This is a genomic window from Acidovorax sp. GW821-FHT09A11, from assembly GCF_059418365.1.
In genome coordinates this window covers 96161-117975 of the sequence record NZ_JBWKPS010000007.1, presented here as the reverse complement: position 1 = coordinate 117975, position 21815 = coordinate 96161, and the positions used below count along the sequence as shown (strand labels likewise).

Below are 21815 nucleotides of genomic sequence, written 5' to 3'. Positions count from 1 at the left end.
TGGATGATGATCCAGGCCCCGCAGGCAAATCGCCCCTTCAGGCCGGTATTGCCTGACGCCGGATGAACCGCCCGGCCCGCGCGCCCGTGGCACGACCAGCCGCGGTGTAGCTCAGCACGCCGTTGACCCAAACCTGTTCGATCCCCTCGCTGAACTGCACGGGTTGTTCGTAGCTCGCGGTATCGCGCACGCGCGCCGGGTCGAACACCACGATATCGGCCATGCAGCCGGCTTCCAGCTGCCCCCGCTCGCCGATGCGAAAGCGCTGCGCCGACAGTCCGGTCATCTTGTGGATGGCTTCCTCCAGACGCAGCAGGCCCTTCTCGCGCCAGTAGCAGGCCAGCACGCGCGGGAAGGCGCCCCACAGGCGGGGGTGCGGCCGCTCGTCATGGGGCAGGCCGTCCGAGCCGATCATGGACAAAGGGTGGGCAATCACGCGCTCCACATCGTCCTCGCGCATCTGGAAGTAGCAGGCACCGCCGGGCTGCAGCCGGTCGCAGGCCGCCTGCTCGGTCGTGTCCCATTCCCGCGCGATGTCCTTGAGGTAACGGCCCACCATTTCCGGGTGTGGCTGGCTGCCGGTGATCAGGATGTCGATCACACCGTCGACCAGGTCAGTGCGCAGCACCGTCGAACCCGCGGTGTAGGGGTACACGTCCAGGCTGATGGGCTGGCCCTTTGCGAGGGACTCGATCAGCGGCAGCGTCTCGCGCGTGCGGCCCCAGTTCGAGGCGCCGGCGCACTTGTGGTGCGACAGCACCAGCGGCAGCCCGGCATGGCGCGCCGTGAGCGCCGCCTCCTGCAGCGCCGGGAGGATGCCGGCGAGTTCGTCGCGGATGTGGGTGGCGTACACGCCGCCATTGCGCGCAGCCACGCTGGCCAGTTCGGTCAGCTCGGTGAGGTCGGCCGCGTAGGCTTCCTTGTAGAACACGCCCGATGACAGGCCCAGCGCGCCCGCGTCCATGGCCTCCTGCATGTCGACCGCCATGGCGGCGCGCTCGCTGGCCGTGGCCGCACGGCCCAGCTCGGGCAGGTGACGCATGCGCAGGGCCGTGTGGCCCAGCAGCGCGGCCACGTTCACGCCGGGCCGCGCGGCATCCACGGCGCGCGCGTAGTCGGCCATGCGCGCGTGGCGGAACTGGCGCTGGCCCAGCAACGACAGCGGCGCCGCCGGTGCATCCGCCACCATGGGGGCCAGCGAGATGCCGCAGTTGCCCACGATCACCGTGGTCACGCCCTGCGACAGCTTGGGCAGCATGTCGGGCGCGTCGATGGCGGCCGCATCGTCGTGCGTGTGCACATCGATGAAGCCGGGTGCGATCACGCGGTCCGTGCAGTCGATGGTCTGTAGCTCCAGCCCGGCGAACAAGGCCGGGTCGATGGCGCCGGGCGCGGCCAGCGCCACGATGCGCTCGCCTGCCAGCAGCAGGTCGCCGACCCATCCGGGGCGGTCGGTGCCGTCGATGATGGTTCCGTTCTTCAGCAGGGTTGCTTGCGTTGCTACCATCAATTGTCTTTCTGGCCCGGCTTGTGCATGCCCGGGCCGTGGTCCATGGCGCCCGAATACTCGGCGCTGTCGAATCCGTGTTTGTGCAAAAGCTGCTTGAACTGCTGCAGGCCCCGCGTGGCCACCGGCCCCAGTTGCTGCGCCAGGCGCACCATCAGGATCTCGATCACCACCAGGTGGGCCAGGTAGGCCTCTGTGCCCACGCGCATCACCGCGTCCTGCGGCACCGACACGGCCAGCACCAGGTCGGCCGTCTCGGCCAGCGGCGTACCGGGCTGGGTCAGCGCGATCACCGTGGCGCCCTGCGAGCGGGCAAAACGCGCCGCCTCCACCGTGTAGGGCATGCGCCCCACGTGCGAGATGACGAAGGCTACGCCCTCTGGCCCCAGCGTGCTGGCCGAGACCAGTTGCTGGTGCGCGTCGAAGATCGCGTTGGCCGTGAGGCCCAGGCGGAACAGCCGGCTCTGCAGCTCGCTGGCCGTGAAGGTCGACGCCGCACCCACCGAGTAGCAGTCGATGCGCCGCGCCTTGGCGAGCTTGGCGGCCACCTGGTCGATCACGTCCACGTCGATGCGCCGGCCCAGCTCAGTCAGCGAGGAGACAGCCGCATGGATGATCTTGCTGGAGACATCCTGCGCCGTGTCCTCGGCCAGCACACTGCGGTGCAGGTAGGAGCCCGAGACCGCCAGGTCCTGCGCCAGCGCCAGCATGAACTCGCGCACCGAGTCGTAGCCGAAGCTGCGGCAGGTGCGCACGATGGTCGGCATGGACACGCCGGCCTGCTGCGCCAGTTGCTCCACCGTGGCGGCCACGGCAACGCGGGGGTCCTCCAGCACCGCGCGCACCACGCTGCGCTGCGCCTCGGGCAGGCTGTCCTGGCGCTCGCGCAGTTGCTGCAGCAGGCCCGGCGTGGGGCTGGGCGGCTGGGTGGAGGACGATGGCGAAGGAGGCAGGCTGCTGTTCATGCGCTTCTCCGCGTCTCAGAACCGGGTGCTGATGGCGCCCGTGATGGCGCCATCGTCTTCCACCAGCGGCATCCAGCGCCACTTGTCGAAGGTGGTGCAGGGGTGCGAGATGCCCAGCGCCACGCGGTCGCCCACACGCGGCGTACCGGCGTCGCCGGCTGCGGCATCGAAGCGCAGGTAGGCATGCTGGTCGTTCAAGGCGCTCACACTCCAGCCTGCAGGGGCGGCTGCTGCCGAGCGCTCGCCGCGCCGCGCCAGCTGCACCGGGATGGGCATCTCCAGGTCGTAGGAGATGTCGCGGCGCCCGCAGGTCAGCAGGGCCAGGCCCGGCTCCGGTACCGACTGCACCATGGCCCAGACCGTGAGGGCCGGGCGCAGCGAGGTATCGAGCCCTTCGCGCTGCTCCACGTTCTTGAGGAAGCGCGCGTAGTTGCCATGGTCGTGCGTCACATAGCAGCCCGAGCGCAGCACGCCCTCCACGGGGCGCGACAGGCCCTGGGCCTGCAGCAGCGGCACCACCAGGTCGAACACGGCCGAGCCGCCCGCGGTGAGCAGGATGCGCTCGCTGGCGAACAGGTGCGCTGCATCGCAGGCGCGTGCCACCTCCATCACGCGGCGCACCAGGGCGGTCACTTCACGTGCGTCATGGTCGTTGTCGCAGCGCGCCACGCCGCCCTCGTAGCATTCGATGCCATCGAACTGCACGGCCTTCGAGGCCGCCAGTGCGCGCACCAGTGCCAGAGCCTCGTCCAGCGTGCGGCAGCCGGTGCGCTGACCGGGGATGCCCATCTCCAGCAGCACGTTGAACACCCGGGCACTGCCGCGGCGCTGCTTCCAGTCCTCCACCAGTGCGAGCTGCGCCAGCGAATCGACGAGGAACCACACCGTGAGATCGGCGTGGCGGGCCAGCAGTGCATCGAGCGCATCCAGATCGGCATCGCAGACCACCTGGTTGGCGATGATGACGCGGCGCGCACCGGCTTGCACCCCCACCGCGACCTGGAAGGCCGTGGCGAAGGTCAGGCCCCAGGCGCCGGCAGCCAGTTGCTGCGCGAACAGCTCGGGCGACATGGTGGTCTTGCCGTGCGGCGCCAGCGCAATGCCCTTGCGCGCCGCGAAATCCTGCATCCAGGCCAGGTTGTGCGCCAGCGCCGTGCGGCTGAGCACCGCCAGGGGGAAGGCCAGGTCGTCGGCCAGCACATTCCAGCCGCGTGCGGCGATCTCGCTGGCGCGGCAGGGCGCTGCCGCGATGGGAAAGCTCTTGCTCGTGGCGTCCAGTGTGAAGTCAGTGGTGGTGTTCGTCATGTCGTCTCGTCATGTTGGAGGGGCGCAGCGGGGCTGCGCCGGTCAGATGTCGTCGCGCCAGCAGGCCTTCCAGTGCTCGGTGCCCACGGGGCGCAGGGCCATGTCGGCGCTGGCGCATTCGGCCGCCGCATGCGGGCAGCGCGTGCGGAACACGCAGCCCGAGGGCGGATTGGCGGGGCTGGGCAGGTCGCCCTGCAGCAGGGGGATGGTACGCCGCTGCGCCGGGTCGGGGATGGGGGCCGCGGCCAGCAGGGCGCGCGTGTAGGGATGGGCTGGCCGCGCATACAGCGCGCTGGTGGGCGCCATCTCCATCACGCGGCCCAGGTACAGCACCACCACGCGGTCGCACAGGTACTCCACCACGTCCAGGTCGTGCGAGATGAACAGCAAGGTCAGGCCCAGCTGCTGCTTGAGGTCGCCCAGCAGGTTCACCACCTGCGCCTGGATCGACACGTCCAGCGCCGACAGCGGTTCGTCCGCCACGATGAAGTTCGGCTGCACCGCCAGTGCGCGCGCAATGCCGATGCGCTGGCGCTGCCCGCCCGAGAACTCGTGCGGAAAGCGGTCTGCATGCTCGGGCCTGAGGCCCACCTGGGTGAGCAGCTCATGGATGCGCGGCAGGCGTGCCGCACCGCGCGCCTGGCGGTGCGTGTCCAGCGCCTCGCCCAGCACCTCGCGGATGCGCATGCGCGGGTTCAGGCTGGCATAGGGGTCCTGGAAGATGATCTGGATCTTCGAGCGCAGCGGGCGGAACTGGCCCTGGCTCATCCCTGCCAGGTCCTGCCCGCCAGCGTCGCTGCCGTGGTACAGCATCTGGCCCGCCGTCGGGTCCACCAGGCGCGTCAGCAGGCGGCCGATGGTGCTCTTGCCCGAGCCCGACTCGCCCACCAGGCCCAGCGTCTCGCCGCGCCGGATGGCAAAGCTCACGTCGTCCACCGCGCGCACCGGGTGTGGGCCGCTGCCGAAGTACTTGCGCAGGCCGCGCACTTCGATGAGGTTGTCGCCCGGGGTCGGGGCCATGGCCACGGCATTCATGCGCTCACCTCCTGCTGCGCCTGCTCGCCCACACGGATGCAGCGCACCCGCCGGCCGGCCTCGGTGGCACTGCCGTCGGACAGGGCCGGCATGCGCGCATCGCAGGCCGCGATGCGGCGCTCGCAGCGCGGCGCAAAGGCGCAGCCCGGCGGCGGCGCGAGCGGGCTCGACACCTGGCCCGGTATGGCCACCAGGCGCGGACGCTGCCCGGCCACCGCGACCGCATGGCGCCTGGCCACGCCGGGCAGGCAGGCCAGCAGGCCGCGCGTGTAGGGGTGCTCGGGCTGCGCGAACAGGTCGTGCACCGGGGCCGACTCGACGATGCGGCCGGCGTACATCACGGCCACCGCGTCGGCGTACTGCGCCACCACGCCCAGGTTGTGGGTCACGAACAGCATGCTCATGCCCGTCTCCTTCTGCAGCCGGCCCATGAGGGCCAGGATCTGCGCCTGGATGGTCACGTCCAGCGCAGTGGTCGGCTCGTCGGCGATCAGCAGCGTGGGGTTGCAGGCCATGGCCAGCGCAATCATCACACGCTGGCGCATGCCGCCCGAGAGCTGGTGCGGGTACTCGTGCACGCGCTGCTTGGCGGCCGGTATCTCCACCAGCTCCAGCATGCGCTGGGCATGGGCCAGTGCAGCGCGGCGGTCGAGCTTGAGGTGCAGGCGTGCCGATTCGGCGATCTGCTCGCCCACGGTCAGCACCGGGTTCAGGCTGGTCATGGGCTCCTGGAAGATCATCGCGATCTCGTTGCCGCGCAGCGCCCGGCGCTCGGCCTCGGGCAGGGCCAGCAGGTCCACGCGCCGGCCGTCGCGCCGGGTGAACCAGGCCTGGCCACTGACCTGGGCCTGCGAGGTCTTGGCGTGCAGGCCCATCAGCGTCAGGCTGGTGACGGACTTGCCCGAGCCCGACTCCCCGACCAGCGCCAGCGTCTGGCCCGGGTGGATGGCAAAGGACACGTCGGCCACGCTCTGGATGCGGCCGGCGTCGGTGGCGAACGAGGTGGACAGGCCCTGCACTTCGAGCCGGGCAGCCGTGGGGGTGGTCATGGGGTGGGTGCCTTCGTAACGCGCTCGCCAGGGGCGGGCGCTTGCGTGGGTCGGTGAAAGAAGCTCATGCGGCCTTCTTGAGCTTGGGGTCGAGCAGGTCGCGCACGCCGTCGCCCAGCATCTGCAGCGACAGGGCGGTGAACACGATGGCCAGGCCCGGGTAGAGAATCGTCCAGAACGCGCGGTCGGCCGATTCCAGGCTGCCCGCGATCATGGTGCCCCAGGTGGGGATGTCGGGCGGCACGCCCACGCCCAGGAAGGACAGGCCCGCCTCGGCCAGGATGGCATAGGCGAAGATGAAGGTCACCTGCACCAGGATGGGCGAGACCAGGTTGGGCAGGATGTGCTTGAGCAGGATGCGCGGCGTGCGCACGCCCAGGGCGCGCGCGGCGTCCACGAACAGCAGCTCGCGCAGCACCAGGGTGCTGGCCCGCACCACGCGCGCCACGCGCGGCGTGTAGACGATGACCAGCGCCAGCATCACGTTCCACAGCGAGGCCCCCAGGATGGACACCAGGGCGATGCCCAGCAGGATGTCGGGGAAGGACATCATCGCGTCCACCACGCGCATCAGCGGCGCGTCCAGCCGCCGGAAGAAGCCCGCGAACATGCCCAGCAGCGTGCCGAACAGCACCGCGCCCGCGGCCGTGAGCCCGCCGATCAGCAGCGAATAGCGTGCGCCGTGCACGATGCGCAGCATCACGTCGCGCCCGAGCTCGTCGGTGCCGGCCCAGTGCGCGGCCGAGGGCGCGTTCAGGCGCTCGCTGATCGAGATGGCGTTGGGGTCGGCGTCCGACACCCAGGGGAACACCGTGGCCACCGCGACCACCAGGGCCAGCACGATGGCCGAGGCCAGCACCACCTTGCGTGCGAACAGGCGGCGTGCCAGTGGCAGCCAGTAGTCCTTGAGATTGCGAATCAGGCCTTGCACCATGTCACTTGCCCTCCAGCCGGATGCGTGGGTCGACCAGCGTGTACAGGAAGTCGATGGCCAGGTTGATGAATACATAGATGGCCGCGATGACCAGCAGCGTGCCCTGGATCACCGGGTAGTCGCGGCGCAGCACGGCACGCACCACCAGGTTGCCCACGCCAGGCAGGTTGAACACCGTCTCGGTCACCACCGTGCCGCCGATCATCAGCGCCAGCGTCAGGCCCAGCACCGTGACGATGGGCACCAGCGCATTGCGCAGCACGTGCTTGACCATCACCGTGCCCTCGGCCAGGCCCTTGGCGCGTGCCGTGCGCACGTAGTCCTCGCCCAGGATGTCGAGCATCGAGGCGCGTGTGAAGCGGATGATCAGCGCCGAGTTCAGCAGCCCCAGCACCAGCGCCGGCAGCAGCAGGTGCGACAGGCGCTCGGCCAGCGGCGAGGCCGGGTCGCCATAACCCGAGGCCGGGAACCAGCCGAGCTTGACCGCGAACAGCTGGATCAGGATCAGCCCGAGCCAGAAGCTGGGCACGCTGGCGCCCAGCATGGCCACGCCGCTCAGGGCCTGGTCACCGGGGCTGCCGCGCCAGATGGCGGCCGCCATGCCGCAGGGGATGCCGATCAGCGCCGCGATACCCACCGCGAACAGCGCCAGGAACAGCGTGGGCTCGGCGCGCTCGAGCAGCGCCTGCGCCACCGGGCGCTGCAGAAAGATGGACTGGCCCAGGTTGCCCTGCAGCAGCTCGCCCACCCAGAGCACGAACTGCGTGGGCAGGGGCTTGTCCAGCCCGTACTGCACGCGCGCCGCGGCGATGTCCTCGGCCGTGGCCTGCTCGCCCAGCAGCAGCGCCACCGGGTCGCCCGAGGCCAGGCGCGTGAGCGCGAACACCAGCACCGCGACAAGGGCCAGCACCACCAGGGCGCCGCCCAGGCGGGTCATCAGAAAACGCATGGCAACGAACCTTCGTGCAGTGGGGGCTTACCTGGCCAGGCCCGTGTTCCAGAAGAAAGGCCAGATCGCCGGCGTGTAGCCTTCCAGCTTGGCCGAGCGCGCCGAGAGGCCGTTGAACTTGCCGACCTCGATGAAGGGCACTTCGTCGTACACCACCTGCTGCACGGCACCCCACAGCGGGCCGCGCTTGGCGACATTGGTCTCCTGGTTGAAGGCCGTGAGCGTGGCCTTCTTGGCGGGCGAATCCCACCAGCCCGGCGCGCCATCACCGAGCTGCGGCGGCGAGAGCATGGGCTCGGGGAACAGGCCCGAGTGCGTGAAGTACACGTCCCACAGCTTGGCATCGTTGCGCCGCTGCACCAGCGTGGCCCAGTCCACCACCTGCAGCTCGGTCTTGAAGCCGGCCTTCTTGAGCTGCTCGGCCATCACCAGCGCCATGTTGTAGTGGAACTCGTACTGTCGGCTGGCCATGATGCGCACCGGCTGGCCGCTGTAGCCGGCCTTGGCCGCCTGGTCCTTGGCGGCCTGCGGGTTGCGCTCGTTGTATAGCTTGCTGCCCGCGTCCGAGTAGTAGGGCGTGCCCTTGGGGAAGAAGTTGGGCTCCACCACGAAGAAGCGGTTGTCGCCAAAGCCCGCAGCCAGCAGCTCGCCCGAGCCCACGGCGGTCTGCACCGCGCGGCGCAGCGGCTGCGCGGCCAGCACGCCTTCCTTGGTGTTGAAGACGATGTAGGGGAAACCGAAGTTCTTGGTCACGATGGGCACCACGGCCGGGGCCCCCTTGTCGATGCGGCCGGCCGCTTCCACGGGCAGCAGGTCGGCGTACTGGAACTGGCCCGACAGGGCGCCCTCCACGCGGGTGTTGGCATTGGGCACGGGCACGAAGCGCAGTTCGTCGAGCAGCGCCTCGCGGCGGCCGGCATAGCCGCTCGGGGCCTCCTTGCGGGCGCTGTAGGTGTCGTGGCGCGCCAGCACGGTGAACTGGTCGGGGCGGCGTTCCTTGAACTTGTAGGGACCGGTGCCGATGAAATCCTTGAGCTGCGGCGCGATGCTCTCCTTGGCCATGATGGCGGCCATGCCGCTGGGCAGCGCCAGCTGGGCCAGCAGCGGCGCGTAAGGTGCCTTGAGCTTGAGCTCCACCGACAGCGGGCCCTTGGCCGTGAGCGAGGCCACCTCCTTGCCCACGGCCTTGCCACGCGGCGACAGTTCCATCCAGCGCTGCAGCGAGGCCACCACGTCGTCGGCATTCAGGTCGCGGCCGTTGTGCAGCTTCACTTCCTTGCGCAGGGCGATGGTGTAGGTCAGGCCGTCCTTGGACACGGAGGGCAGGCCCTCGGCCAGCATGGGCGCCACGGCCCAGTTCGCGTCGAAGGTGTACAGCGGCTCGTAGACGTGCTGCATGATGGTGCCGACCAGGTCGGCCGTGCTCACCATGGGGTCCAGCCCCTGGGGCTCGCCGACCATGGCCAGGTTGGCGGCACCCCCCTTGGCGGGGGCGGCCAGGGCGGGCTGGCCCGACCCCAGGGCCACGAGCACGGCAGCGCTTGCTGCCAGGCCCAGAACACTGCGCCTGGCGGCCTGGACAGGCGTTCCGGGCGTCAACCAATCACGGATGGATGAGGATTGCATCGTGGCTCCATAAGTAATAACATTACATTTTTAATCGTAGATGACTCGTTTGTGAAAGTCAAACGGGTTTTTTTCGACGATTTATGTAAATTCATTACACAAGGAGCTTGCATGAGCCATGTAGAACTGCTGGGCCAGTCCCCCATCGCATCCGACCGCCAGGCGCGTCCCCTGTCGCCCGCCACGCGCGCCGGCGACTTCGTCTTCGTCTCGGGCCAGGTGCCCACGGACGACCAGGGCCAGGTCATCGTCGGCGGCATCGAGGCCCAGACGCGCCAGGTGTTCCAGCGCGTCAAGGACGCCCTGGCCCTGGCCGACTGCACCCTGGCCGACGTGGCCAAGGTCAGCGTCTGGCTGGCCGATGCGCGCGACTTTGGCAGCTTCAACCGCGTCTACATGGAGTGCTTCGGCGAGCACCGGCCGGCCCGCTCCACGGTGGAGTCGCGCCTCATGATCGACGCCAAGGTCGAGATCGATGTCACCGCCTACAAGCCCCGTGCCTGAGCGTTCCACCACCTCCGTGGGCAAGACCTTCGACGTGGCCGCGCTGGGCGAGGCCATGGTCGAGTTCAACCAGGTCCACCCCGGCCAGCCGCAGTACCTGCGCGGCTTCGGCGGCGACACCAGCAATGCCGCCATTGCGGCGGCACGGGCCGGCGCGCGCGTGGCCTATCTCACGCGCATCGGGCAGGACAGCTTCGGCCAGGCGCTCACCGCGCTGTGGCGCGCCGAGGGCGTGGACACCCGCGCCGTGCAGAGCGACGGCGAGCACCCCACCGGCATCTACTTCGTCTCGCACGGGGCGGCCGGACACGAGTTCAGCTACCTGCGCGCAGGGTCGGCCGCGAGCCGCATGGCGCCGCAGTGGCTGGCGGGCGAGCCCACGGCCGTGCTGCAGGCGGCCCGCATCCTGCACCTGTCGGGCATTTCGCTGGCCATCTCGCCGCAGGCCTGCGACACGGCCTTCGAGGCCATGCGCCTGGCGCGCGAGGCTGGCACCCTGGTGGCCTTCGACTCCAACCTGCGCCTGAAGCTCTGGCCGCTGGCGCGGGCCCAGGCCTGCATCGCACAGGCCGTGTCGCTGTGCGACATCTTCCTGCCCAGCCTGGAGGACATGCAGGCCCTGTCCGGCCTGTCCGATCCCGAGGCCATCGTCGACTGGGGCCATGCGCGTGGCGCGGCCACCGTGGTGCTCAAGCTCGGTGCCGAAGGCGCACTGGCGAGCGACGGCCGGCGCAAGGAACGCATCGCAGGCCTGCGCGTCACGCCCGTGGACGCCACCGGTGCCGGCGACTGCTTCTGCGGCAACCTGCTCGCCCGCATGGCCCAGGGCGACGACGTGTTCGTGGCAGCGCGCTACGCCAACGCGGCGGCCGCGCTGGCCGTGCAGGGCTATGGTGCTGTGGCACCGTTGCCGTACGCGCGCCAGGTGCAGGTGACGGCTTGATGTAAGGGGAGCGTGGCAATAGTCGCAGCGTCAGGAAACTGGCGCGACCTGGGCGAGTGCCCCCGCGCAAGGGCCGCCCCGCCGCGCTGGGGGCGTCCCCCTCTGGGGGGAAGACGCGAAGCGGCTCAGGGGGGCTACCCCATTACGCTGCGAACAGGTCGGAGCGGGCGGCCTTGGTGATGGCGGCCACACAGGGGTGGCTGATGCGCCGCTCCACCGAGATCGCAAAGAACTCCTCGACCAGCTCCGACGAGCGGCCGATCACCTCGACCCCGAACTGGGCCTGGGTCTCCTCTTCCAGCACCGTGGGCGAGGTGAACACCCCGCGCCCCTCGCGCCCGAAGGCGTTCATCAGCGCGCTGTCGTCGAACTCTCCCACCAGGCGTGGCTGCAGCTGGTGCTTGTTGAACCAGTGATCGAGCTGCTGGCGCACCGAGGACATGGGCCCCTGGATCAGCATCGGCGCGCCGTGCAGGCACTTGGGGAACGGGCCTTGCAGCTGACTGCGCAGGGCCGGCGCGCAAAAGAAGCTCATCGAGCTGGTGCCCAGGCCGTGGTTGAAGGCCTTGACGCCGATCTTCTTGGACACCGGCTCGTCGGCCAGCACCAGGTCCAGCCGGTTCAGGCTCAGCTGCGCCACCAGCTCGGGGAACTTGCCCTCGTGGCAGGTCATGTGCACCTGCTCGGCCAGGCCCAGGGCAGGCTCCAGCAGGTGGTAGGCGACCGATTTGGCCACCGAATCCGCCACACCCACGCGGAACTCCAGCGGGCGCGACTGCCCGCGCGCCAGGCGGATGGACTTTTCCAGCTCGTCGCCCAGCGCGAAGATCTGCTCCGCATAGCCCAGCGCCACGCGGCCTTCGCTGGTCAGCTCCAGCCCCCGGCCGCGCTTCTTGAACAGGTCGTGGCCCAGCCATTCCTCGAGCTGCTTGATCTGGCCCGACAGCGTCTGCGGCGTGGTGTTGAGCTGCTCGCCGGCGCGCATGATGCCGCCCGCCTTGGCCGTGGTCCAGAAGTAGCGCAGGTGCTTGAAGTTCATGCCGTCTCCTTGATACTTCGTAAAAATCGAAGTAAAAATCTCGATAAATCGAATATACGCGAAGTGTCAAGATCCCTACAGTACGTTCATGGACAGATCGCGGAACGCCCCTTCGGGCACCGAACCCTGGCCATACACCGTTCACAAGGAGTCAAAGATGCGGATCACCACCAGAGGACAACTCGCAGTCTCGGCCATGACCGATCTGGCCCTGCGCCAGAAAATGCGGCCCGTGGCCCTGTCGACGATCAGCGCGCGCCAGGGCACCTCGCTGTCTTACCTGGAGCAGCTGTTCAGTGCGCTGCGGCGCGCCGGGCTCGTGGACAGCACGCGCGGCCCCGGAGGCGGCTATACCCTCGCACGCAACACGGACGAGATTTCCGTGGCCGAGATCATCCTGGCGGTCGAGAACCTGAAGGCCGATGACATCCAGAACATGGCGCCCGGCCAGGCCGCGCAGGTGAAGTCGATGACGGGTGAGCTGTGGTCCACCTTCAACGCCCGGGTGATGGAATACCTGCAGTCGGTCACCCTGCAGGACCTCGTTGCCCAGCAGCTGGAGAAGGGCGTGGTCCCGCAAGAGGCCGCGCCCGCGGCCCCGCGGCCCAAGCTGAGCGCCAAGCCCCGCCCCCTGATGGCGCGGGTCGGGGTGCCCAACTCGGTCTTTGCCCTCGGCACGATCCCGTTGCTGCAGCGCCGCTGAGGGGGCGGCGCTCCTGGTGCGCCCGGAGCTCCGCCGCCGTGGCTACAGCTGGTGGGCGAGCTGCTTGATGCCGCGAATGAGCATCTCCACGGAGATGGCCACCAGGATCAGCCCCATGAGGCGCTCGAAGGCCATGACCACGCGTTCGCCCAGCAGGCGCTGGATGCGCTCGGCCATCAGGAGCACGACCGCGCACACCGCCATGGTCACGCACAGCGCGCCCACCCATTCCAGCCGCCGCTCGGGCGCCTGGGCCACGAGCAGCATCACCGTGGCCATGGCCGACGGCCCCGCCAGCGCGGGGATGGCCAGCGGCACGATCAGGGGTTCTCCGGGCAGCTCGGTCTGCGGCCCGGTGTCCGGCGGAAAGATCATGCGCAGCGCGATCAGGAACAGCACGACCGCGCCCGCGATCTGCAGCGACAGGTCGCTCAGGTTCATGACCTGCAGGAACTGGGCGCCGAAGAACAGGAACACCAGCAGCAGCGCGAATGCGATCAGCACCTCCCGCAGGATCACGCGGGCGCGGCGCTCGGGGGCCACGCCGCGCAGGGCATTGGCGAAGATGGGGATGTTGCCCAGCGGATCCGTGATCAGCAGGAGCAGGATGGTGGCGGACGCGAAGGTGTAGCTCACGTGGCGTACACCCCATCGAGCGACCGGAAACCCTTGATCTCGATCGGGTTGCCGCTCGGGTCGTGGAAGAACATGGTCCATTGCTCGCCGGGCTCGCCCTCGAAGCGCACCTGCGGCTCCAGCACGAAGGGCGTGCCTGCCGCCTTCAGCCGTGCGGCCAGCGCATGCCACCCGGGCAGCTCCAGGATGGCGCCGAAATGCGGCATGGGCACCATGTGGTTTCCCACGTGGCCGGTGGGGGCGCTGGCGAAAGGCGCTCCCAGGTGGAGGGAGATCTGGTGGCCAAAGAAGTCGAAGTCCACCCAGGTGTCGGTGCTTCGGCCCTCCTGGCACCCCAGCACGCCGCCGTAGAAGCGGCGCGCGGCGTCCAGGTCGGTGACGTGAAAGGCGAGGTGAAAGAGGCTGCGCATGCGCACAGGATAGCAGCGGGATTTGCGCCACGCACGGGTTCCGGCGCCGCCGCCCCCGCGCCACAATGCCGCATCTTCCCCAACTGCACCGCGCTTGCCGCGCGCACACCGCCATGCCTGCTCCTTTCCCCGACTACCAGCGCTACGAAACGCTGAACATCACCCGCCGCGGCGCCGATGGCGCGGTGCTGGACATCCAGATGCGCGCGCTGAACGGCAAGCTGCCCACGGCGGGCCATGTGGGCCACCGCGAGCTGTGCGGGGTCTGGCGCGACGTGAGCGACGACGACAGCGTCCGCTGCGCCGTGCTGCGCGGCGAAGGCGCGGGCTTCTCGGGCGGGGGCGACCTGGCCATGGTGCAGGACATGACCGAGGATTTCGAGTTGCGCTGCCGCATCTGGAAGGAAGCGCGCGACCTGGTCTACAACATCGTGCACTGCGACAAGCCCATCGTCTCGGCCATCCACGGCCCGGCCGTGGGCGCGGGCCTGGTGGCGGGCCTGCTGGCCGACATCTCCATCGCGGCGCGTGGCGCGAAGATCGTGGACGGCCACACCCGCCTGGGCGTGGCGGCCGGCGACCACGCGGCCATCGTGTGGCCGCTGCTGTGCAGCATGGCCAAGGCCAAGTACTACCTGCTGCTGTGCGACCCGGTGAGCGGCGAGGAGGCCGAGCGCATCGGCCTCGTATCGCTGGCCGTGGACGAGGCCGAGCTGCTGCCGCGCGCCTACGAGGTGGCCGACCGGCTGGCGGCCGGCTCGCAGACCGCCATCCGCTGGACCAAGCATGCGCTCAACCAGTGGCTGCGCCAGGCGGGCCCGATGTTCGAAACCTCGCTGGCGCTCGAGTTCATGGGCTTTGGCGGCCCCGACGCCCGCGAGGGCGTGGCGTCCCTGCGCGAGAAGCGCGCCCCCAAGTTCTGACCACCAGCTGCGCGCGGCGCGCAGTGCCCGCGCCCCTCCGGTTCCGTCAGCACCAACATCCACAGCCGCGTGAAACTGGTGCGGCCCCTTCCGGGGGAAGCCGCGCAGCGGCTCACGGGGCTGCGCTCAAGCTTCACTTCCTCGCCAGCATGTCGGCGGTGTTCGTCTTGCGGTCGGCGTTCACGCGCTGCACGTGCGGGCGTTCGGCCATGCGCGCGAGGTAGTCGCGCACGGGCAGCGCGGCCAGGTAGTCGCGGCCATAGATGATCTTGGTGGCCGAGCTCACCAGTGGCAGGTGAACGATGGCCGCGCAATCGGCCATGGTGAACGTGTCGCCCGCCACGTAAGGGCTGAATTTCGCCAGCTGGCCGAACGCCGCGATGTTCTTCTCCAGCTGCGCGCCCACCTTGTCGCGGGCGGCCTCGCTCACGCTGCCGCCAAAGAAGGCCTGGGGGTACAGGTTGCGCGCCACCAGCTCCAGATGCAGTTCCAGGAACGTGATCAGCTCGCGCACCTTGGCGGCCTGATAGGGGTCCGCGGGCAGCAGGGCGGGCTGGGGGTGGGCCATCTCGATGTAGTCGGCGATCACGGCCGATTCGCACAGTGGCCCGTGGGGGGTGCGCAGGTAGGGCACCTTGCCCAGCGGGCTGGCGCTGCGGTCGGTCTCGCCGACCCAGGCCAGCTCCTCGGTGAAGGGCAGGCCCTTTTCGAGCAGGGCGAGCTTGGCCTTGTTGTAGTAGTTGCTGGCGGAAAAGCCGCAGAGTGTGAGCATGGTGGAGTCTCCTTTGTAGTTGTGGATGACAGGCGCATGGTAGGCGGGCGCTCCTGCCGCGTCCGTCGCGCAGATGACCCTGATCAAGGCGGCCGGGGCCGGGCCACCTACAATCACCCTGCCATGCCTTCCTCCCTGCAAACCATCCGCGGCCTTCGCTGGCTCGCCCGCCTTGTGCTGGCGTGGTTTGTCCTGTCCATCGGCGTGGCCGTGGCCTCGCCCCTGGTCAACCCCCAGGCGATGGAGCTGATCTGCTCGGGTTCGGGCGCGATCAAGCTGCTGGTCAAGACCGACGATGGCATGCAGGAGATGTCCAGCCACACGCTCGATTGCCCCCTGTGTGCGCATGTCGGCGCTCCACCTCCCGTGTCCCAGGCCCGGCTGCCCGTGGTCCACCCCCTGGCGCACGCCCTGCGCCCCATCCCCGCCGCGCACATCGCTGCGCGCACCGCCGCGCCGCTGCCGCCGCGCGGGCCCCCCGCTTTCTCCTGAAATTGCTATTTGTTTGATAGCTGTTCGCGCTTGATGGATAAGCGCTGACGGCCTATTTGGCTTGAAATTCAGGAGTTCCCATGCGCAAAAGCCGCATGGCGCTGGCCGTGGCCGGCGCCTTTCCCCTTGCCCTGTCCTGGGCCGTGCCCGCGTGGGCCCAGACCGCTGACAGCAGCACGCCCGTCAAGGAGCTGGGCGTGGTCACCATCCGCGGCGGCCAGCCCACGTCGCTGCCCACGCAGATTCCCACCACCATCGAGGGCGTGACGCGCGAGCAGATCGAGCACTCGATCAACGCCACCGACAGCGAAGATGCCCTCAAGTACCTGCCCAGCCTGCTGGTGCGCAAGCGCTACATCGGCGACTACAACCACGCCGTGCTGTCCACCCGCGCCTCGGGCACGGGCAACCCGGCGCGGTCCATGGTGTTCGCCGACGGCATCCTGCTCTCCAACTACCTGGGCAACGGCCCCACCAACGCGCCGCGCTGGATGCTGGTCACGCCCGAGGAGATCGAGCGCGTGGACGTGCTCTACGGCCCGTTTTCGGCCGCCTACGCCGGCAACTCGGTGGGCGCGGTGGTGGACTATGTGACGCGCATGCCGACAAAGTTCGAGGCGCATGCGCAGGTGAGCTACCAGCACCAGCCGTTCGATCTGTACGGCACCAGCGCCACCTACGCGGGCAAGCAGGTCAGCGCCTCGGTGGGCAACAAAAATGGCGACTGGTCGTGGTTCCTCAACTTCAACAAGACCGACAGCGAGGGCCAGCCGCTCACCTTCCCCACGCGCCTCGTGTCTGCAGGCGCCGTGGGCCATGCAGGCACGCCGGTGACGGGTGCCGTGCTGGGCGACAACCGCGGCAACCAGCCCTGGTACCTGCTGGGCACGGCCACGCAGTACCACACGCAGCAAGACCATATCAAGGCCAAGATCGCCTACGACGTCTCGCCCACCGTGCGCGCGGCCTACACCCTGGGCTGGTGGCACAACGAATCCGAAGGGCGCCCCGCCAGCTACCTGCGCGACGCCAACGGCAATGCGGTGTACGGCGGCACGGTCAACATCAACGGCCGCTCGTACACGCTGGCGCCCACCGACTTCAATGTGTCCAACGAGAACCTCACGCACTTCATGCACGGGCTCTCGGTCAAGAGCCACACGCAGGGCACGTTCGACTGGGAAGTGGCCGCCAGCCTGTACGACTACCAGACCGACACCCTGCGTGCCGCGACGGTGGCGATGCCCGCCGCGTTGCATGGCGGCGCGGGCCGCATCGTCAACGGCAAGGGCACGGGCTGGAACACGCTGGCCGCCAAAGGCACCTGGCGTCCGGATGGGGTGCTGGGCACGCACATCGTGGACTTTGGCCTGCAGCGCGACAGCTACCAGCTGCGCACCGTGGAGAACGCCACGACGAACTGGATCAGCGGTGATGCAGGCGCCCGCAACCAGGCCTTCAACGGCGACACCCAGCTCATTGGCCTGTGGGCGCAAGACACCTGGAAGATCGCGCCGAAGTGGAAGGCCGTGCTGGGGGTCCGCGCCGAGCGCTGGAGCGCCAGCAATGGCCAGACCGGCAACGCCACCACCACGCTGAGCCACCCCGAGCGCAACGAGACCCATGTCTCGCCCAAGGCTGCCGTGGCCTACCAGGCCAGCGACCTGTGGGTGCTCAAGGCCTCCACCGGCCGCGCCGTGCGCATGCCCACCGTGGCCGAGCTGTACCAGGGCGGCATCAGCGGCAGCGGCGCGCTCATCAACAACGACCCCAATCTGAAACCCGAAAAGAGCTGGACCACCGAGCTGACGGCCGAGCGCGATATGGGCAATGGGCTGCTGCGCCTGACCGCGTTTTTTGAGCGCACCAAGGACGCGCTGTATTCGCAGACCAACGTGCTCGTCACGCCCAACGTGACCAACGTGCAGAACGTGGATGCCATCCGCACCAAGGGCATCGAGCTGTCGTACCAGGCCGCCAATGTTCTTCTGCGTGGGCTCGACCTCGGTTCAAGCCTGACCTGGACGGACTCCAGGATCACCCGCAACGACAAGTTTCCCGCCAGCGTGGGCAAGTGGCAGCCGCGCATCCCCGAGTGGCGCGCCAGTGCCGTGGCCACGTACCGGCCCGACGACAAGTGGTCATACACGCTGGGCGCGCGCTACAGCGGCAGGCAGTACAGCACGCTGGACAACACCGACGTGAACGGTTTTGCCTACCAGGGCGCCAGCCGCTACTTCACCACCGATGTGCGTGTGCGCTACCAGATCACCAAGCAGGTGAGCGCTGCCGTGGGTATCGACAACCTCAACAACTACCAGTTCTGGAACTTCCACCCCTACCCGCAGCGCACCTACCTGGCTGAATTGAAAGTAACCCCCTGAGCGGCTTGCGCCGCTTCCCCCAAGGGGGACGCCTCCAGCGGCCCGGCGAAGCCGGTTCCGCGGTGGCGCTCGCCTCGGGCGCGCCAGTGTTGAAGGCAATGAATCGTTGAAACGCAAGGTCTGAATATGAAATCAAACAGTATGAAAAATATAGCTGCCACCGCTTTACTATTAAGCGCTGGAGGCCTTTTTGGCTCTGCATCCGCCCATGTGGTGCTCGAATACCAGGTGGCCCCGGCAGGCGCCAGCTACAAGGCGAGCTTCAAGGTCGGCCACGGTTGCGGCGCGTCGCCCACGCGGCAGATCGCGGTGGACATCCCGGCCGGCATGCGCGGCGCGCGCCCCATGCCCAAGCCGGGCTGGACGCTCGATGTGCAACGCGACAAGCTGGCCCAGCCGTACACCAGCCACGGCCGCAGCATCACCGAGGACGTGGTGCGCATCACCTGGACGGCCAAGACCCCGGAGGACATGCTGCAAAGCGCGCACTACGATGAGTTCGTGCTCGTGGCCCAGGCGCCCGAGCAGGCGGGCACCGTGTACTGGCCCGTGCGCCAGGCCTGTGCCGAAGGCCGGAACGACTGGACTGACGTGCCCAAGGCGGGCCAGAAACTTTCGGACCTGAAGTCCCCTGCGGCGGCGCTGGAGATTCTGCCCACGGGCGGCGGCGGTGCCCACCATCATTGACAGTCAGGCCCACGGGCTTGTTCCATCCAATTTTCCTTCTGATATCCGAAAGACATCCATCATGAAAAAACTGCTTCGCACCGCAGCCCTCGTTTCCACACTGGCCGCGACCTTGGCCAGCGCCCCTGCTGCGTGGGCACAGACCGCCGCCGTCAAGGTCGAAGGCGCCTGGGCGCGCGCCAGCGTGCAGGGCCAGAAGGGCACCGGAGCCTTCATGCAGCTGACCGCCCGGGACGGCGCCCGCCTGGTGCGCGCCGAGTCGCCCGCTGCGGGCGTCACCGAAGTGCACGAGATGAAAATGGAAGGCGACGTGATGAAGATGCGCGCCGTGCCCGCGCTGGACCTGCCCGCGGGCAAGACCGTGGAGCTCAAGCCCGGTGGCTACCACGTCATGCTGCTGGACCTGAAGGCCCCGCTGGCCAAGGACAGCTCGGTGCCCATCACGCTGGTGTTCCAGGACGCCAAGGGCGCGGAGAGCAAGCTGGAACTGAGCGTGCCCGTGGGCACGTCGGCGCCCGGCGGCGCCAAGGCGCATGAGCACAAACACTGAGGATTTGGCCTGCGCCACTGCCTTCGCGGCCGCAACGCATTGGAGTAAGCTGTGACCCCACCACAGACCCACCTCTTGCGGAGCGGCCATGAGCGACACATCGAATTTCGGTTTCGGCAAACTTGTTCCCGGTTTTGACTTTCTGCAGAGCCTGGCCAAGGGGGCGTCCAGCAGCATTCCGCAGTTGCCCAACCTGAGCAACTGGGTAGCGCCCACCATCAGCGTGGAAGAGCTCGAAAAGCGCATCGACGAACTCAAGGCCGTGCAGTTCTGGCTGGAGCAGAACTCGCGCGCGCTGGCCGCCACCATCCAGGCGCTGGAGGTGCAGAAGATGACCCTGGCCACGCTCAAGGGCATGAACTTCAGCATGGGTGACGTGGCCAATGCCTTCAAGCTCAAGACCGCCGACACCGTGATGAGCGGCGTGCAGAAAGCCGCCGACACGGTGAGCGGCGCGGCCGGTGCCGTCGCTGGTGCCGCCGCCCGCGTCACGGGCCGCGCGAGCCCCGCCGAAGAAGCAGAAGAAGACGAGGGCGAGGACGCCGAGCCCGCCGCCCAGCCCGCCAAGGCCAAGGCGAAGGGCAGCAAGGCGGCAGCGGCCGCCGCCGCCGCGCCCACCGTGGTGGACCCGATGCAGTGGTGGGGCGCGCTCACCGGCCAGTTCCAGCAGATCGCCGCCAACGCCATGAAGGACGCGGCCAAGCAGACCGCCATCGACACCACCAAGAACATGGCCACGGGCCTCGCCAAGGAAGCCCTCAAGACGGCCACCGGCATGGCCACCCAGTTCGCCGCCAAGGGCATGCAGACCATGCAGGGCGGCGCTAAGCGTGCCGCGGCGGCGGGCACCGCCAGGAAGACCGCCGCCACCAAGAAGCCCGCGGCCCGCAAGACCACGGCGAAACCCGCCGCCAAAAAAACCGGCAGCAGCACCCGAAGCCCGGCGGCCCGCAAGCGGGCGGGCTGACGCCAACGCGGGCGGGTGGCAACCCGTGGGGGCCCGACACCCCCGCCACCGCCCCTGGCACGGAGATCCACACCATGAAGCTTTTCCCTTCCGGCCACGCCACCCATCCCCAGTGGCGCATGGCCGCCGCGCTGGTTCTGGCGCAGTTGCGCGCCCAGATGGCGCTGCCCGAATACGCCTCGGCGCCCACGCTGGGCCTGCTCTACATCACCGACCACTACGCCAGCGAGGCCCAGGCGCTGCTCGACCACCTCAGTGGCGAACTGCCCGAGGTCACGGACTGGAGCGGCACCGTGGGCGTGGGCGTATCGGCCAACAATGCCGAGTACTTTGACGAGCCCGCGCTGTCGGTGCTGCTGCTCGATGTACCCGCCGACCAGTACCGCGTGTTCTCGGGCGTGGCACCGCTGCCCAACCACCCGCGCCACCCGGCCAGCGGCTTCGTCGCGCACACCGCGCTGGTGCATGCCGATGGCCAGACGCCCGAGCTGGCCGAACTGCTGGCGGAGATGGCGGCCCGCACCGATACGGGCTATCTCTTTGGGGGCCTGAGCGCAAGCCGCGGCGCGAGCGTGCAGTTCGCCGTGGGGGGCGATGGGAACATGGCCGGGCAGGGCGCGGCGGGCGGCGTGTTCGATGGCGGCCTGTCGGGCGTGGCGTTTGGCGCCGGCGTGGCGCTGGTGTCGCGCGTCACGCAGGGTTGCCAGCCCGTGGGGGCGCTGCGCACCATCACCGACGCGCAGGAGAACGTGGTGCTGCAGCTCGACGGCGAACCCGCGCTGGACGTGCTGCTGGAGACGCTGGACGTCACGCTCGACGGAGATCCCCAGCCCGCCCTGCGCAAGGTGCGCGCCACGCTGGCGGGCCTGGTCAGCGCGGGCGAGCAGCCCCAGGGCCAGCGCCGCACGGGCCACTTCGGCACCGACACGCGGGTGCGGCACATCGTCGGGCTGGACGGCGCCCGCCGGGGCGTGGCGCTGGCCGACAAGGTCGAGGCCGGCATGCACCTGGCGTTCTGCCAGCGCAACGTGGCCGCGGCGCGCGCCGACCTCATGCGCATCTGCGCCGAGATCCGCGAGGAACTGTCGCCAGAGGAGCTGGAGCCCGTGCCGCTGGTCTCGGATGCCGCGGCGGGCGCGGCCGCCGGGCCCGCCGCGGGCGGCCAGGGCAGCCTCGCCCCGCAGGCGGGCCGGCGCATCTGCGGCGCGATCTACGTGAGCTGCTCGGGCCGTGGCGGCCCGCATTTTGGCGGCCCCAGCGCCGAACTGCAGATCGTGCGACACGCGCTGGGCGATGTGCCGCTGGCCGGTTTTTTTGCGGGCGGCGAGATTGCCCACCACCATCTGTACGGCTACACCGGCGTGTTGACCGTGTTTGTGGACGGCGAGCCCTCACCGTCCTGATGTAGAAGAGGGGGCGGGCCGGTGCAGCAGCC

The 21815-nt window shown here is 69.1% G+C and carries 22 protein-coding genes; 10 read left to right on the top strand and 12 right to left on the bottom strand.

All coding sequences use genetic code 11. The annotated features are described in order from the left end of the window. Positions 1 to 37 precede the first annotated feature (37 nt). From AC07PV_RS18480 to AC07PV_RS18445, 8 genes are all read right to left on the bottom strand, one after another. Positions 38 to 1507, bottom strand: coding sequence for an N-acyl-D-amino-acid deacylase family protein (locus tag AC07PV_RS18480; RefSeq protein ID WP_494631011.1), 1470 nt, complete (start codon positions 1505 to 1507; stop codon positions 38 to 40). Further along, complete coding sequence (locus AC07PV_RS18475) at positions 1507 to 2472, bottom strand: MurR/RpiR family transcriptional regulator (protein ID WP_494631010.1); 966 nt, start codon at positions 2470 to 2472, stop codon at positions 1507 to 1509. The genes AC07PV_RS18480 and AC07PV_RS18475 overlap by 1 nt, the downstream gene beginning before the upstream one ends. Before the next feature lie 15 nt (positions 2473 to 2487). Continuing rightward, positions 2488 to 3777 (bottom strand): amino acid deaminase, encoded by a 1290-nt coding sequence (locus AC07PV_RS18470; protein WP_494631009.1) that lies wholly within the window; start codon positions 3775 to 3777, stop codon positions 2488 to 2490. Positions 3778 to 3819: 42 nt separating this feature from the next. Continuing rightward, a complete protein-coding gene (locus AC07PV_RS18465) occupies positions 3820 to 4812 on the bottom strand; it encodes an ABC transporter ATP-binding protein (RefSeq protein WP_494631008.1) in 993 nt (330 codons plus the stop codon). Next, positions 4809 to 5861, bottom strand: coding sequence for an ABC transporter ATP-binding protein (locus AC07PV_RS18460; RefSeq protein ID WP_494631007.1), 1053 nt, complete (start codon positions 5859 to 5861; stop codon positions 4809 to 4811). Before AC07PV_RS18460 ends, AC07PV_RS18465 begins: the two co-directional genes overlap by 4 nt. Positions 5862 to 5925: 64 nt before the next feature. Continuing rightward, positions 5926 to 6795 carry an ABC transporter permease gene (locus tag AC07PV_RS18455; RefSeq protein WP_007849605.1) on the bottom strand — a complete coding sequence of 290 codons (870 nt, stop codon included), beginning with the start codon at positions 6793 to 6795 and terminating at the stop codon, positions 5926 to 5928. A 1-nt stretch (position 6796) separates the two neighbouring features. Then, positions 6797 to 7744 carry an ABC transporter permease gene (locus tag AC07PV_RS18450; protein WP_007849607.1) on the bottom strand — a complete coding sequence of 316 codons (948 nt, stop codon included), beginning with the start codon at positions 7742 to 7744 and terminating at the stop codon, positions 6797 to 6799. Positions 7745 to 7771: 27 nt separating this feature from the next. Continuing rightward, entirely contained in the window at positions 7772 to 9370 is a 1599-nt protein-coding gene (locus AC07PV_RS18445) for an ABC transporter substrate-binding protein (RefSeq protein ID WP_494631006.1), read from the bottom strand. Between the two features lie 111 nt (positions 9371 to 9481). Between AC07PV_RS18445 and AC07PV_RS18440 the strand changes: the two genes are divergently transcribed. Then, positions 9482 to 9874, top strand: coding sequence for a RidA family protein (locus AC07PV_RS18440; protein WP_007849612.1), 393 nt, complete (start codon positions 9482 to 9484; stop codon positions 9872 to 9874). After that, positions 9867 to 10817: a sugar kinase gene (locus AC07PV_RS18435; protein WP_494631004.1), complete on the top strand. Its 951-nt coding sequence runs from the start codon at positions 9867 to 9869 to the stop codon at positions 10815 to 10817. The genes AC07PV_RS18440 and AC07PV_RS18435 overlap by 8 nt, the downstream gene beginning before the upstream one ends. Positions 10818 to 10959: 142 nt before the next feature. Here AC07PV_RS18435 and nhaR read toward each other — a convergent pair whose 3' ends face one another. Beyond that, on the bottom strand, positions 10960 to 11856 hold the full coding sequence (gene nhaR / locus AC07PV_RS18430) for a transcriptional activator NhaR (RefSeq protein WP_494631003.1): 897 nt from the start codon (positions 11854 to 11856) through the stop codon (positions 10960 to 10962). Positions 11857 to 12013: 157 nt separating this feature from the next. Here nhaR and AC07PV_RS18425 point away from each other — a divergent pair, with 157 nt between their 5' ends. Next, positions 12014 to 12559 carry an Rrf2 family transcriptional regulator gene (locus tag AC07PV_RS18425; RefSeq protein ID WP_218296843.1) on the top strand — a complete coding sequence of 182 codons (546 nt, stop codon included), beginning with the start codon at positions 12014 to 12016 and terminating at the stop codon, positions 12557 to 12559. Positions 12560 to 12601: 42 nt separating this feature from the next. Here AC07PV_RS18425 and AC07PV_RS18420 read toward each other — a convergent pair whose 3' ends face one another. Both AC07PV_RS18420 and AC07PV_RS18415 read right to left on the bottom strand, forming a co-directional pair. Then, positions 12602 to 13195 carry a MarC family protein gene (locus AC07PV_RS18420; RefSeq protein ID WP_369643559.1) on the bottom strand — a complete coding sequence of 198 codons (594 nt, stop codon included), beginning with the start codon at positions 13193 to 13195 and terminating at the stop codon, positions 12602 to 12604. Then, entirely contained in the window at positions 13192 to 13605 is a 414-nt protein-coding gene (locus tag AC07PV_RS18415; RefSeq protein ID WP_494631002.1) for a VOC family protein, read from the bottom strand. Before AC07PV_RS18415 ends, AC07PV_RS18420 begins: the two co-directional genes overlap by 4 nt. Before the next feature lie 113 nt (positions 13606 to 13718). On the opposite strand from AC07PV_RS18415, the gene AC07PV_RS18410 reads away from it, so the two are divergent. Beyond that, a complete protein-coding gene (locus tag AC07PV_RS18410; RefSeq protein WP_369643558.1) occupies positions 13719 to 14528 on the top strand; it encodes an enoyl-CoA hydratase/isomerase family protein in 810 nt (269 codons plus the stop codon). A gap of 133 nt (positions 14529 to 14661) precedes the next feature. Here AC07PV_RS18410 and AC07PV_RS18405 read toward each other — a convergent pair whose 3' ends face one another. After that, positions 14662 to 15300: a glutathione S-transferase gene (locus AC07PV_RS18405; protein ID WP_218296847.1), complete on the bottom strand. Its 639-nt coding sequence runs from the start codon at positions 15298 to 15300 to the stop codon at positions 14662 to 14664. Positions 15301 to 15423: 123 nt separating this feature from the next. On the opposite strand from AC07PV_RS18405, the gene AC07PV_RS18400 reads away from it, so the two are divergent. From AC07PV_RS18400 to AC07PV_RS18375, 6 genes are all read left to right on the top strand, one after another. After that, positions 15424 to 15792 (top strand): DUF2946 family protein, encoded by a 369-nt coding sequence (locus tag AC07PV_RS18400; protein ID WP_218341257.1) that lies wholly within the window; start codon positions 15424 to 15426, stop codon positions 15790 to 15792. An 80-nt stretch (positions 15793 to 15872) separates the two neighbouring features. Beyond that, on the top strand, positions 15873 to 18176 hold the full coding sequence (locus AC07PV_RS18395) for a TonB-dependent receptor (RefSeq protein ID WP_494631001.1): 2304 nt from the start codon (positions 15873 to 15875) through the stop codon (positions 18174 to 18176). 126 nt (positions 18177 to 18302) lie between these two features. Then, positions 18303 to 18863, top strand: coding sequence for a YcnI family copper-binding membrane protein (locus AC07PV_RS18390; protein WP_494631000.1), 561 nt, complete (start codon positions 18303 to 18305; stop codon positions 18861 to 18863). Positions 18864 to 18924: 61 nt separating this feature from the next. Next, a complete protein-coding gene (locus AC07PV_RS18385; protein WP_218296851.1) occupies positions 18925 to 19413 on the top strand; it encodes a copper chaperone PCu(A)C in 489 nt (162 codons plus the stop codon). 88 nt (positions 19414 to 19501) lie between these two features. Further along, complete coding sequence (locus AC07PV_RS18380; RefSeq protein WP_494630998.1) at positions 19502 to 20380, top strand: PhaM family polyhydroxyalkanoate granule multifunctional regulatory protein; 879 nt, start codon at positions 19502 to 19504, stop codon at positions 20378 to 20380. Between the two features lie 74 nt (positions 20381 to 20454). Next, on the top strand, positions 20455 to 21783 hold the full coding sequence (locus tag AC07PV_RS18375) for an FIST signal transduction protein (RefSeq protein WP_218296853.1): 1329 nt from the start codon (positions 20455 to 20457) through the stop codon (positions 21781 to 21783). Positions 21784 to 21815: the final 32 nt, after the last annotated feature.